The organism is Bilophila sp. T19-St14 (assembly GCF_059728385.1).
The window spans coordinates 386651-399365 of the sequence record NZ_BAAGFT010000002.1 but is presented as its reverse complement, the minus strand read 5'-3'; the positions used below and the strand labels follow the sequence as shown (position 1 = coordinate 399365).

The following is a 12715-nucleotide window of genomic DNA, read 5'->3' as shown; positions in this document are numbered from 1 at the left end:
ATACTACTATTGATTATCTACCCATAATTCACATTGTTTCATCACAGTTTGGATAGCATCCTCCATACCCTCAGGAGGATATTTGTAACGTCTGAGAAGACGCTTCACAAGTATCCTCATACCGGCGCGTGCGCTTTGTTTCTTCTGCCAGTCGATAGTACGATTTTTCCTCAATAGTTCAGTCAATTCTTTGGTAAGTGACTTCAACTCTTCATGCTGATAAAAATCTTTGATAGCCTGAGGCTTTGTCAAGGCATCATAAAAGGCCAGTTCTTCTGTCGTAAGGCCAAGAGATTCACCTTCTTCATTTCCAGCGGTAATATCACCAGCAAGCTTCAAGAGTTCCTGAATTACTTCTTCATTGGTAAGCATACCGTTGAGATACTGATTCATAGCGCGCTGAATGATTTCAGAAAATTTTTCCGATCTGACAATATTTGTTCTTCGGTATACCGAAACCTGCTCAGCGATAAGCTTTTTCAGTATTTCTATAGCCAGATTCTTTTCTTTCATACCGGCTATTTCTTCAAGAAACTTTGGATCAAAAAGTGAAAATCCTTTTTGAACATCCGAAAAAAGATTGATGACTCCATCACTTTTAATACTCTGTTTCAGCAACTCATTAATACGGGCATTTATTTTATCAAGGGATAACTTCTGCTCTGTTCCTCCGCTGGCAAGACGCACCAGCACAGTGCGCACGGCTTCAAAGAAAGCGGCTTCAAGGCGGGTAAGCTCATCTACCAAACTCGCACATAAAGAGAGAGCTTGCCGCAGCAGCAAGGCCTCTTTGATGAATTTTTCCTTGGTATCTTTGTCATCAACCCCGGCTTGATGCTCAGCAGTGCTTTTTGCAAGCAGGAAGTTGGCCGCGCCGCTGATGCTTTTCGCCCGATCCAGATCATTGCCGTGCAGGAATGCCCCATAGTCAAAACCATGCAGAAAGTCACGGCAAATGGACAGCTTTTCCTGAAATTTGGGCAGAGCCGCTTTGCTGATGTCCGTATCGCCGTAGTTTTTCTGGTCTCGTCCGGTATAGTCGTGCATAGCCTGTTTGAGTGCCGATGCGATACCCACATAATCCACCACCAACCCGCCTTCCTTGTCGCCGAACACACGGTTTACACGGGCAATAGCCTGCATCAGGTTATGTCCGGACATGGGCTTGTAGACGTACATGGTGGCAAGAGATGGCACGTCAAACCCCGTGAGCCACATATCAACGACAATGGCAATTTTCAGGGACGAGGCATTATCTTTGAAGAGACGCGCCATATGCTCTTTGTGGGCCTGATTTCCAATGACTTTTCTCCATTCTTCCGGGTCATTGTTCCCCTGCGTCATGACGATTGCCACCTTATCCGTCCAGTCAGGACGCCGTTCCAGTATCTTGTGGTAAATCTTCATGGCAATGGAGCGTGTATAGGCCACTATCATGGCTTTGCCTGTCAGCAAAAACGCTCGGTTTCCTTCATAATGTTCAAGAATATCATCAACTAATGAGTTCAGTGTTTGATCCGCTCCGAGAATGGCCTCCATCTTGCCAAGTTCTTTCTTGCTTTTTTCGATGGCGTAAGGCTCGGCGTTTTGCGCCATCAAATCATACTCGGCGTCAATGAGTTTGAGAATCTCAGCATCAAGATTCAAATGGACAACACGACTTTCATAGTATACCGGGCGGGTTGCTCCATCCTCGACCGCCTGAGTCATATCGTATATATCAATGTAATTGCCGAACACTTCTCGTGTGCTGCGATCTCTGGAGGATATTGGCGTACCGGTAAAGCCAATAAACGTGGCATGTGGCAGATTATCACGAATGATTTTGGCTGAGCCTGTTATTGTTCTTGTTTCCACCTCGCCATCTTCCCGTGTGCGGGTTTGTATTCTGGGCACCAATCCATAATGTCCGCGATGTGCCTCATCCGCCATAACGACGATATTTTTTCGCAGAGATAAAGCCTCGGAACTTTCCTCAAACTTTTGCATGGTGGTAAAAATGATACCGTTGGCCTGTCGATTGGCCAAAAGCTCATGCAAATGCTTTCGGCTTTCTGCCTGCTGCGGAATTTGCCGCAAAAAATCGCGGCAGCGGGAAAATTGTCCATACAGCTGGTCGTCAAGGTCGTTTCTGTCTGTCAGCACAACGATGGTCGGGCTTTCCATCACCTCTTGCAAGGCATGAGCATAGAAAACCATCGAGAGGGATTTCCCGCTTCCCTGAGTATGCCAAAAGACACCGCCTTTCCCATTGCCAACACTAGCAGTCAGTGTTGAGGACACAGCCTTTTTCACAGCAAAATATTGGTGATAGGCCGCAAGGATTTTGAAAGTATTTTGCCCATCGACATTGAAGCAGATAAAATTTTTCAGAATATCGAGAAAACGTTCCTTCTCGAACATCCCCTCAAAAAAGGTATCAAAATCCGCATACTGCGTATTTTCATAGCTTCCATCCTTTGTTTTCCACTCCATGAAGCGATCCTCACCGGAGGTAATAGTGCCTGCCTTTGAGGTCGTCATATCGCTCATGACACAGATGGCATTATACGCAAACAAGGTAGGGATCTCATGGAAATAATTACGCAGTTGCCGGTACGCTGCGGAAGCATCCGTCTCTTCACGAGAAGGAGACTTCAGTTCTATAACAACCAGAGGAAGCCCATTGATAAAGAGGATAATATCTGGCCGTTTTTCTGAATGCTCAATAAATGTCCACTGATTGGCAACAACAAAATTATTCTTTGATGGATCATTGTAATCCAGCAGATGGACAATGGAAGAACGTTCCGTACCGTTTTCAAAAAATTTTACAGGAATGCCGTTTTGCAGATAATCCATGAAAACCATGTTTTTTTGAAGCAGCGAACCACTTTCCAGATTTTCCAGTTTGGAAAGGGCTTCGGCAATAGCCTGACGGGGCAAATGCGCATTGAGGCGCGGCAGGGCATCCCGCAACGCTGCTTCATGGAAAGGTTTATGGTAATCCCTTTCAAAATCAGGACCATAGATATAGTTATAGCCAAGCGAGGCTCTGAAAATCTCCAGTACGGCATTTTCATAATTACTTTCTGAATATTTTTCCGACATGGCGTTTTCTCCGCGTTATCGCTCATTGCAGGTATGGCAGGAAACCGTCAGAATGGCAATATCCGCCGATAAATGATAATTTGAATATCAGTAAATTATGACCTCTCAACAGAGGTTACAGTGTTTTAATAAAATCCTCCAAAAGCCTTGAAAATAAAGGATTTATCGCAATGTGTTCGCCTTATCTCTTTATACGATTACACACAAGTTTATTCTTTCCCTCTTTGCTCATAAGGGCAAATACAAGGGCAAGAAAATCTCACAACAAGATATAACAGAGTGTGGCAATCGGAGAACTGTGATGTATGTGCGAATATATTATAACGGAGGATTTTTCAATGGACAAGTACATTTACGATGATAAAAATGGTATGTGGTATGAACTGCAAGGAGATTATTATATTCCTTGTTTTATCTTACCAGCCGAAAAAGAACAACCTATCGGTTTGTGGGGACAGCGGCACTTGCGGTATCTGAAAGAATACCACAGAAATACATACACAACGCTATTGACAAGCGGCAGGCTGAACACTTACCTTGCCGACATTGACAGGCAGGCACAAGAACGCTTTGAAATACTCACAGAGCAGATGAAACAGGCACAGGGTATCACGGAGCAGTTAAAGGTTGAAAACACCTTAGAGTGGGTTGGTCGAATGAATAACATACGGGCGTGTGCTATGGAGGTTGTGAATGAGGAAAACATCTACAATTAAAGCATTGTAACGAATTTGACTGTAAAATCGTGGCGAGTAGGGATAACTTACCCGCCCTATTTTATGCTCTATGAGCCGCTTAAACAAGGCTTTTGACACCGAAAAGCGTTATATTACTTAACATTTGTTATAGACGGCGGGTAGGGTATACTCCGTTTGCTCAGTTAATGGCATTTTAATGCCAGATTTTGTACCTCTTACAACAAACCCGTTGAGAAAAAAATATGAATGATTATATTATAATAATTGAAGGAGGTGCGGTATGGATATTCAGATTATTGAGCACATAAAAGAAACATTAAGCGTAGTTATTCAGTGCAATAAAATTGATGATGAAGTAATGAGATTAAAATCGCATATCGAATCATTTGACAATAAATTGTATGCCCAAAAAGACGGTAGGGACATTTATTCAGTGGTTAGTTTTTATCGGAATTATATGTGTTCTTTATTTCATTTGTATTGCAATATACCAGAGGTATAGCAATAAGCAAGGAGAAATTTATACGCAAGCTTTGATAAAATATCAACAACAAAGGAGAAATGTAAATGGGAAATAGAAAAGAGTTAGTATCATCATTGCAAGGCTTTCAAATGCGCGGTCGCTGCCGGATGTAAAATACATGGCGTCGCCTCCTTTCTGTTTTTTGGCATAAGAAAAGCCGCAGACTTTTTCAAAATCTGCGGCTTGGCCTATGAGAAAAGGACACCACTTGCACGATGCCCTTTCTCGTCAACTATTTAATTTTTTGTGTTCCCACACTCCATATCAATGACTACCGAAACGGTGATATAGTCCTCAATACGCTTATTACGGAATTTATCACCCTCTGCGTCAAACACCACATGACGGGAAAAGTGCCTAAATCTAAGGATTTCTACAAGGTTTCTCTTTGTAGCAACACTATTGTCTCCACATGGCTTGAGAGGACAGAATGAATGTCATTTGAGTACGTCCGTTCTCGGAAACATATCCACTTCGCTTTTGGCACTATCGGTATACGGGAACATATCCAATCTCTCTCTGGAATGTATACCATACTTTTAAAAGGCAGAATAGCATTTTAACTTATGCTACCCTACCTATAACTAAACATTTACAGTTGCATGTGGCCTATTGTTTTTAGCCGTTAAATATTTTATAACTATTAAATAGCGATACAAATTGTTCGAAACTAATATTGTTTATATCATATATTCTCGCATGTTTTAAAGCTTTATTAAATTGATTTTTTGTAAACAGTTTTTCATACTCTTTGTTAACCCATTTCATTACAAAAGTTTCATATTTTTTTCTCTCTTTAAATGCCATTTTTGCTGGCTTTCTTTTTAATACAATTAATGCGCTATCCACTTTAGGTTTTGGATGGAAATAATACCTAGGAATTTTTGCTAATATAGAAATATCTACCTCTGCCATTAACAGCAATGCTAGTGATCTGTTTGTATCTAATAACCTTTTAGCAAAACCATATTCCACTATTAAATAACTTATTGTGGCTGAACTTTCAAAAACAATTTTTCGAATTATATTTGTGCTTATGTTGTAAGGTATGCTGCCAAATATTTTATATGGATTGTGGCTAGGAAATGTAAATTTCAGTATATCATCATTTACTATTTGATAGTTAGGATAATTTAAGAGCTTATTACGAGTTACCTCACATAATTTAGAATCAATTTCTATCGCCGTAACAAAATTACATCTCTTTACCAATTCAGCAGTAAAATGACCTTTCCCTGCACCTATTTCAAAGATGTTATCTTTTTCATCTAAACTTATGCAATTCATTATTTTTTCTATGTGATATTTTGAAGTAATAAAATTTTGACTATCTTTTATATTTACTTTGTTCATTATAACCTCTCCTTAACAATAGCAAGCACTGCACCAGCTGCTGCGATAATTAAATCAGCACCAATCATTATCTTCTTCCTATCATGACGATCCACTAGCACACCAATTGCAGGTCCAAAGACCGCATAGGGTAAAAAACCTACTAGTGAAGCCATAGACAAGACCATCGCAGATCCAGTTTTTTCTGTAAGGTAAAAAATAATCGCCATTTGCAGGATGGCACTAGTGATTAATGATACTGCTTGCCCTGCCCATATTGTATAAAACTTAAGTTTCCAATTGTTGTATTTTTCCATTTATATTATCTCCTGCATATTATTTTGCTTGAATTTCTATTTTGAATAGCATTCTAGGCAATAAAAAATGCAGGCCTAAATCCACAATGTGGCTTTTGGTCTGCATACATACAATTTGGAAACATTCATATTAAAGACATAGTTAAATAAAGGTATAGTTTAATAACCTATATCCTCACCGTAACTAATGAATGCTCAATATCGTATAAATAAGCACAACAAAAAAGCCTATCATCGGGGATAGATTCTGCTTTTTTTATTGCCAGCTTATCTTAAACGCATTGAGGCTGTCATAGTTTCGGTTCCTCCTAAATTCTTATTTGGATCATCATATATTTTAACACAATAAGTCATTTTAAGCAACTTTTAAATTAAAAAATCCATTAAAAACCGCCAAATGGTGTTAGCCCTTAATTGGCGGTTAATATTCTATATCTCTTCGTCAATCTCAATCCCAGACTTGAATTCAACGGTGAGCTTAGCTTCATATATCGTTACTTTTTCAATAAGCCGCCTTACCAACTGCTCATCATATTCCTCCAGTTCACGTGACTGTTTATTCAAGAAATCAGTCATTTCAGCGATTCGTTGCCTTTTCCCTTCTCGATCTGCATTCTCTACAAGTGCATTTTGCTTTAACTCCCGAAGTCGATAAATTTCATCAGCCACATCTTCATAGTCATTTTTTGATTTTGCTTGTATAAGGAGCTGTTGTTGTAACTCTTCCAATCTTCTATCAATATCATCGGTGGTATTATCATTTTCTTCATTGAGGACGGTAGCTATGTTTTTCTGTAACGTTGAGAGGAAGGGCTCTTTGTTAGTCAAAAGTTCGTTAATAGCCTTAACCACTGCTGCCTGTAATGTTTCCTCATTTATGGTAGGTGCCGTACATTCAGAGCCTTTTTCCTCTAAACGACTAACACATCTCCAAACAATAGACTTGTAAGATAAGCTTTCCATCTACACGCTGGCTCGCAAGGAAACCAACCTGCCCTGTGGTTGCAAAAAGCTCGTTTAAACGTTTGAAAGAACGTCCCTGTCTATCGGCAATCCAATAATATCCGAAATCACCGAAGGCAATAGTTTTAGCTCCAGCTTCAATAATAGGAGCATAAGCAGAAGTGTAAACCGGACGATTCAGCAACGTATCTGGAGTACCTGCTGTTAAAGAAGGCTGCCACAGATATTGACCTTGACCGTCTTTCAGTTTACGGATTGCTTTTACTGTTGGCATATACAGACGTGTTTGATGCAATGGATAACCTCATCACTTACCGGATAGATTCAGTTCGTAAGCAAGCACCATTAAAATTATTAATCCAGATTTAGCGGCTTAGACCTGAATGTTGGAGACATCAATCTCGCCGGACATGAGCTTTGGCAAAAGCGCGTCACGCACCTCGGCAAGTTTGTTATTCTCGTCCTCGTTTACCCAAATTTGCTCAAATAGTGGAGTGACGGTTTCCGTAAAAAAGTCCATTGTGGCCTTGTCAGGAATAATGATCTCAGTTTTACGGAAATCAGGAACTGTTAATTGTTGCTGGGTTGTACCAGTTCCGGTTATATGAAGTTGGCTCAAGTACAAATATAGATATTTTGCGCTAAGCACACTAGTGTCGGGAATCAGCGTTACCAAACGAACAATCGGAACATAGGGGATATGTCTCAAACATACATAACCAATTGTACCTCTCGCAGACACCGTAACACTTTCAGATTTTATCTTCGGCTCGTTGGTGTATCCGTACAAGCCGTAGTTATTTATCCCATTTGAGTAAATGGGATATGGATACAAAGGTGTTTTGACCTGAGAGGTTTCCTTCGGTTTGTCGCCGCCAGCACCCATTTCAGTAACGTCGCCAAGCGTGCTGACAGTCCAATTAGACGGCATTGTCTCGTCAAACGGTACGAAGTCAACAAACCATGCTTTGAAAATTATCGCTATCTGCTGCTGTAAATTATCATTTACCTTTCCCTCTTCCCTCGAATCGCATTCTCCCGCAAAGTCTCGCCATGGCATTCTAACAGAACGGGAGGAAATGATCTAATGCTGCAAATTATTTCAGAAATTCAGCAAAAAATGTTGCCCTGGTTGACCAATGAACAAATGCTGCACCTTCGGGAAGTCCTCATCGTCAGCTTGGGAGCAATAATGCAGGGAGAGGCAAATTCGTTCACCCAGCCGCAGGAGACTGACTGTGTTGAAGCGTTCCTGACGGCCAAACGTATTGAGGGATGTTCGGAAAAAACACTGCGATATTACCAGGCTACCATAGCGGCCATGTTGGAAAAAGTGGGGAAATCGCCGCAACAAATCGTCACGGACGACCTGCGAGCCTATCTGACGGAATATCAGGCATCCCGAAAATCAAGCAGAGTAACTATTGACAATATCCGTCGAATCCTGTCCAGTTTCTTTGCATGGCTGGAAGATGAAGACCGGATTATCAAAAGTCCCGTGCGCCGGATTCACAAGGTTAAGGCAGCCCAAACCATCAAGGACACCTATACGGACGAAGCCCTCGAACGCCTGCGCGATAACTGTACGACGACACGGGATTTGGCTATTATCGACATGCTGGCGTCAACCGGTATGCGTGTGGGCGAAATGGTTACGCTCAATCGGAGTGACGTTAATTTTGAAGAAAGGGAATGTGTCGTCTTTGGCAAGGGAAGCAAGGAACGTATAGTGTATTTTGACGCACGCACTAAAATACATTTGCAAAAGTATCTTGAAGAACGAAACGATACCAATGAGGCATTATTTGTTTCTCTGAAAAGCCCTTATGAGCGTCTTCAAATCGGCGGTCTTGAGACTATGCTCCGACATATGGGCAGACGTTTGCATCTCGCCAGAGTCCATCCCCATAAATTTCGTCGAACACTGGCAACGACAGCCATAGACAAGGGAATGCCCGTTGAACAGGTGCAACAGCTTTTAGGGCATCAGAAAATTGATACGACCATGCACTATGCAATGGTGAAACAACACAATGTGAAGCTGGCGCACAGAAAATTTATAGGATGAATCATGCCGATTTTATCTCTTTTTTATGGTATTATTGTACGCATGTACATGGAAGTGGGCGGAAAGCATAATATGCCGCATATTCATGCGGAATATGCCGGTAAAAAGATTGTCATGTCGCTTGACGGTGAGATTCTCCAAGGAGATTTTCCTTCCAAGCAGCTTCAGCTTCTCAAAGCATGGATGATCATTCATCATGAAGATTTGCAGGCAAACTGGGAACTGCTCTCCAGTGGTGAACCGATTTTTAGAATCGATCCTCTGAAGTAGGAGGCATCTATGAACGAACCTAAGATTATATCTATCTCTCCTATGTCAAATTACAGGCTCTTGCTGCATTTCTCGACAGGAGAAAGAAAGATTTTTGATGTCACACCGTATATAAAGGGAAGCTGGTTTGGACAGCTCAAGGACACATCGTATTTTACAAAGGTGCAAATCATTTCCCACGGTGAAGGCATAGCGTGGCCTGATGGACAGGATATTGCGCCGCATGAATTATATGATTTAAGTATTGGCGTTAGATAACAATGCCGAGAGGGATAAAAATGAACCTTTTTGAAGAACAGAGGTTAGTAGACGTATGTTCTTATCTTAGAAGCGGTAAGACTATTACTGCTTCTGAAATTTCTACACATGGAGAATATCCTGTTTTTGGCGGAAATGGTTGTCGCGGCTATACGGCACACTACAACTTTTCAGGTGAATGTGCCATTATTGGCAGACAAGGAGCTTTTTGCGGCAATGTAAGGTATTTTTCCGGGAATGCTTATATGACAGAACATGCCATTATTGCATGTGCAAATAATAAAAATAATACAAGGTATTTATCATACCTGCTTTCAACAATGAACTTAGGTCGCCTATCTGGACAGTCCGCACAGCCTGGCCTCTCGGTAAAATATCTTTCAAATGTTAAAGTCCTTATTCCTATCCTTACTATACAAAAAAAAATTGTCTCTATCCTCAGTTTACTAGATGACAAAATTGAAGTGAACAATAAGCTAAATGATAATTTAGCGGCCTAAATGTCGAGTTCGGAGACATCCAGCTCGCCGGACATGAGTTTAGGAAGAAGGCTGTCCCGTAAAGATGATAGACGCATATTTTCGCGATGAGTGCTTTCCATTTGCCCCAAGATTGGTATGGCAAGCTTATTGAATGTTCTAATCTCTTCCTCAGTGGGAATGTGGATAACATAAGCCATAATCTGTTGTTTATCGCCGCGCGGCATTTTAGTTCCTTTTGAACCCGCTACCATAAAGTCAAAAAAAGAATCCACATATAGAGTGCTATATAGATAGGCTGACAACTGTGACACTTTAGGAGTAAAGCAGAGAACATCCGCAGAACAGCCGCAATCAGAATGGCAGTAGACAATCTTCTTAAAGTAGGGGCGGATATTAGAAATTAAAACATCGCCAATCTGACATTTTGTCGCCTGTGCTGTTGTTGGCAAACTTGCAGCATCTACTGCACCAGCTTTTCCAGGTAGCATATTTTCTGTTGAGTAATAAGTGCTAAGCGAAAGTTCTGCTACGGCAACTTTTGTTTTAGAGTAGTCACAGAGATCGGCCAGTCTCCCCTGATTACCAGTGCCTTTTGAATAGCAAAACTGCTGCTGATAAAGCGTTTGAAGTATTTCAGCTAAATTATCATTTAGCTTGTTGTTCAGTTCGATTTTGCGATCAAAGACATTTAAGAATTCCCCTATTATTTTTTGAGCTTGATATGAAAGATCTGGAACTTGATAATTCATAATAGCTTTTTTATCACCGCGAGGCATTTTTGTGCCCTTTGATGTATGTGTAGCATACGAAAAGAAACTATCACTAGAAAGTATATAATATAAAAAAATCGGATTGCAATTTTGTTTTGCACGCATTACAAGTATATCATTTGAACAACCGCCACAAAATTTTGCTCTCCATATTTTCTTAAAATATGGTCTGATGTTGGAAATAAGGATATCATTTTCTGCAAAATTAGATACTTTCAATGTACTTGGTAATATCTCTGCGTCACATATCCCACCACGATTTTGAAGCATATTTTCTGTAGAAATATAATTTTGCCGAGATAATATACTTACTAAAATCTTGTCACTTGCATATTCGCATAGTTCAGATAGTTTACGATATTTCATACCCAATCGCCTCCAGCTGTTTCTTAATCTGTGCCTCCAGCTCATGGGACTTCTGGAACAGTTCCGAGAGTTCCTTTGTCAGACGCCCCATCTTCTCTTCAAAGGGTTCGCCATCGTCCTTTTGCTCTTCAATACCCACGTAACGTCCGGGGGTGAGGATATAATCCTGCTTGGCAATATCAGCCGTTGCCGCAATAGCGCAAAAGCCTTTCACCTCTTCAAGGGAACCTTCGGTAAAAGCGACATAGGTTTTCGTCAGCTTCGCTATGTCCTCTCCGGTTAGTTCTCGTAACTTTCGCGTCACCATTGTGCCCATATTCCGGGCATCCATAAATAGCGTTTTTCCTTTCTGTTTCTTGTCTCTAGCCAGAAACCAGAGGGAGACGGGGATTTGGGTGGTATAGAAAAGCTGCGGCGGCATGGCAATGATGCAATCCACCAAATCATCTTCAATAATCTTTTTGCGGATTTCTCCCTCTCCGCTGGATTGCGAGGAAAGCGAGCCGTTGGCCAGCACAAGCCCGATCCTCCCCCGTGGGGCCAGATGAAAAATCATGTGTTGCATCCAGGCAAAGTTGGCATTTCCCGCCGGAGGAAGGCCGTATTTCCAGCGCACATCATCTTTCAGCTTGTCCGCGCCCCAGTCTGAGAGGTTAAAGGGCGGATTAGCCATGATGAAGTCCGCCTTGAGCTGGGGGTGCCTGTCGTCAAAAAACGTATCGGCATGAAATTTTCCAAGATTGGCTTCAATCCCCCTAATGGCAAGGTTCATGTGCGCCATCTTCCATGTGGTGGGATTGGAATCCTGCCCGAAAATGGAAATGGTGTTGATTGTGCCGCCGTGATTTTCGACAAATTTTGCCGACTGGACGAACATGCCGCCGGAACCGCAGCATGGGTCATACACTCTGCCGTTGTAAGGCTGTAAAATTTCCACAAGGGTACGAACTACACAGGAAGGCGTGTAAAATTCTCCAGCCAGCTTGCCTTCCTGCTCAGCAAAACGGGAAAGGCAATATTCATAGGTTCGCCCCAGAATATCTTTCTCATTGCCGTGTTCAATCATCTTGATATTGGTGAAGAGATCCACCACATCCCCAAGGCGACGCTTGTCCAGCTCCGGGCGGGCAAAATTTTTGGGCAATATATCCTTGAGGCGCGAATTTTCCTTTTCAATCTCGCGCATAGCCTCATCAATAACTACACCGATTTCCGGCGTATGCGCCGCTTGCGCTATGCGAGACCAGCGGGAAGAAGGAGGCACGAAGAAAATATTTTCGTAGGTATATTCATCCCGATCTTCCTCGTCCCCCTCTCCAGCAGCGAGAAGCTCCTGATATTTGGCTTCAAAGCTATCGGATATGTACTTGAGAAAAATAAGCCCAAGCACGACGGATTTGTATTCAGAAGCATCCAGATTGCCACGCAAAACGCAGGCGGCATCCCATATCTGTTTTTCAAAACCAATATTGCTTGTACTCTGCTTCCCCATTTTCTTCTCCATGAAAAATTTCTGAAATATAAGGTTAGCAGGCAAAAGGTTACCCGGCAAGCAGCTTACCAGCCTATTCGTTCCTT

General features: G+C 41.8%; 13 protein-coding genes and 1 pseudogene. 6 read left to right on the top strand and 8 right to left on the bottom strand.

Annotated features, from left to right (window positions below; translation table 11 throughout):
- Nucleotides 1-6: 6 nt before the first annotated feature.
- Nucleotides 7-3090: a type I restriction endonuclease subunit R gene (locus AC6I1V_RS16155; protein ID WP_227118471.1), complete on the bottom strand. Its 3084-nt coding sequence runs from the start codon at nt 3088-3090 to the stop codon at nt 7-9.
- 338 nt (nt 3091-3428) lie between these two features.
- Between AC6I1V_RS16155 and AC6I1V_RS16150 the strand changes: the two genes are divergently transcribed.
- Both AC6I1V_RS16150 and AC6I1V_RS16145 read left to right on the top strand, forming a co-directional pair.
- Complete coding sequence (locus AC6I1V_RS16150) at nt 3429-3806, top strand: TnpV protein (protein WP_021949478.1); 378 nt, start codon at nt 3429-3431, stop codon at nt 3804-3806.
- A 262-nt stretch (nt 3807-4068) separates the two neighbouring features.
- Nucleotides 4069-4290 (top strand): hypothetical protein, encoded by a 222-nt coding sequence (locus AC6I1V_RS16145; protein WP_122012633.1) that lies wholly within the window; start codon nt 4069-4071, stop codon nt 4288-4290.
- A gap of 639 nt (nt 4291-4929) precedes the next feature.
- On the opposite strand, the gene erm(G) is transcribed toward AC6I1V_RS16145, so the two are convergent.
- The 5 genes and pseudogenes from erm(G) to AC6I1V_RS16120 form a co-directional block, all read right to left on the bottom strand.
- Nucleotides 4930-5664 (bottom strand): 23S rRNA (adenine(2058)-N(6))-methyltransferase Erm(G), encoded by a 735-nt coding sequence (erm(G), locus tag AC6I1V_RS16140; protein WP_014387027.1) that lies wholly within the window; start codon nt 5662-5664, stop codon nt 4930-4932.
- A gap of 14 nt (nt 5665-5678) precedes the next feature.
- Nucleotides 5679-5960: pseudogene (locus tag AC6I1V_RS16135) on the bottom strand (MFS transporter); the annotation flags it as partial.
- A gap of 429 nt (nt 5961-6389) precedes the next feature.
- The gene (locus AC6I1V_RS16130; protein WP_122012635.1) at nt 6390-6923 is read right to left on the bottom strand and encodes a zinc ribbon domain-containing protein; all 534 of its coding nucleotides are present in this window, start codon (nt 6921-6923) and stop codon (nt 6390-6392) included.
- Complete coding sequence (locus tag AC6I1V_RS16125; RefSeq protein ID WP_227118469.1) at nt 6880-7218, bottom strand: phage major capsid protein; 339 nt, start codon at nt 7216-7218, stop codon at nt 6880-6882. The genes AC6I1V_RS16130 and AC6I1V_RS16125 overlap by 44 nt, the downstream gene beginning before the upstream one ends.
- A 78-nt stretch (nt 7219-7296) precedes the next feature.
- Entirely contained in the window at nt 7297-7854 is a 558-nt protein-coding gene (locus AC6I1V_RS16120) for a restriction endonuclease subunit S (protein ID WP_227118470.1), read from the bottom strand.
- Nucleotides 7855-8010: 156 nt separating this feature from the next.
- Between AC6I1V_RS16120 and xerA the strand changes: the two genes are divergently transcribed.
- From xerA to AC6I1V_RS16100, 4 genes are read left to right on the top strand one after another with little or no spacing between them, the layout of a single operon-like run.
- Nucleotides 8011-8991 (top strand): site-specific tyrosine recombinase/integron integrase, encoded by a 981-nt coding sequence (gene xerA / locus AC6I1V_RS16115; RefSeq protein WP_196982956.1) that lies wholly within the window; start codon nt 8011-8013, stop codon nt 8989-8991.
- Between the two features lie 3 nt (nt 8992-8994).
- Entirely contained in the window at nt 8995-9261 is a 267-nt protein-coding gene (locus AC6I1V_RS16110) for a DUF4160 domain-containing protein (protein ID WP_196982957.1), read from the top strand.
- Nucleotides 9262-9270: 9 nt separating this feature from the next.
- Entirely contained in the window at nt 9271-9519 is a 249-nt protein-coding gene (locus AC6I1V_RS16105) for a DUF2442 domain-containing protein (protein WP_196982958.1), read from the top strand.
- A gap of 20 nt (nt 9520-9539) precedes the next feature.
- Nucleotides 9540-10019, top strand: coding sequence for a restriction endonuclease subunit S (locus AC6I1V_RS16100; protein WP_227118468.1), 480 nt, complete (start codon nt 9540-9542; stop codon nt 10017-10019).
- Here AC6I1V_RS16100 and AC6I1V_RS16095 read toward each other — a convergent pair.
- Both AC6I1V_RS16095 and AC6I1V_RS16090 read right to left on the bottom strand, forming a co-directional pair.
- Entirely contained in the window at nt 10016-11137 is a 1122-nt protein-coding gene (locus AC6I1V_RS16095) for a restriction endonuclease subunit S (protein ID WP_227118467.1), read from the bottom strand. The two genes, AC6I1V_RS16100 and AC6I1V_RS16095, sit on opposite strands and share 4 nt — an antisense overlap.
- Complete coding sequence (locus AC6I1V_RS16090; RefSeq protein WP_227118466.1) at nt 11124-12641, bottom strand: class I SAM-dependent DNA methyltransferase; 1518 nt, start codon at nt 12639-12641, stop codon at nt 11124-11126. Before AC6I1V_RS16090 ends, AC6I1V_RS16095 begins: the two co-directional genes overlap by 14 nt.
- Nucleotides 12642-12715 lie beyond the last annotated feature (74 nt).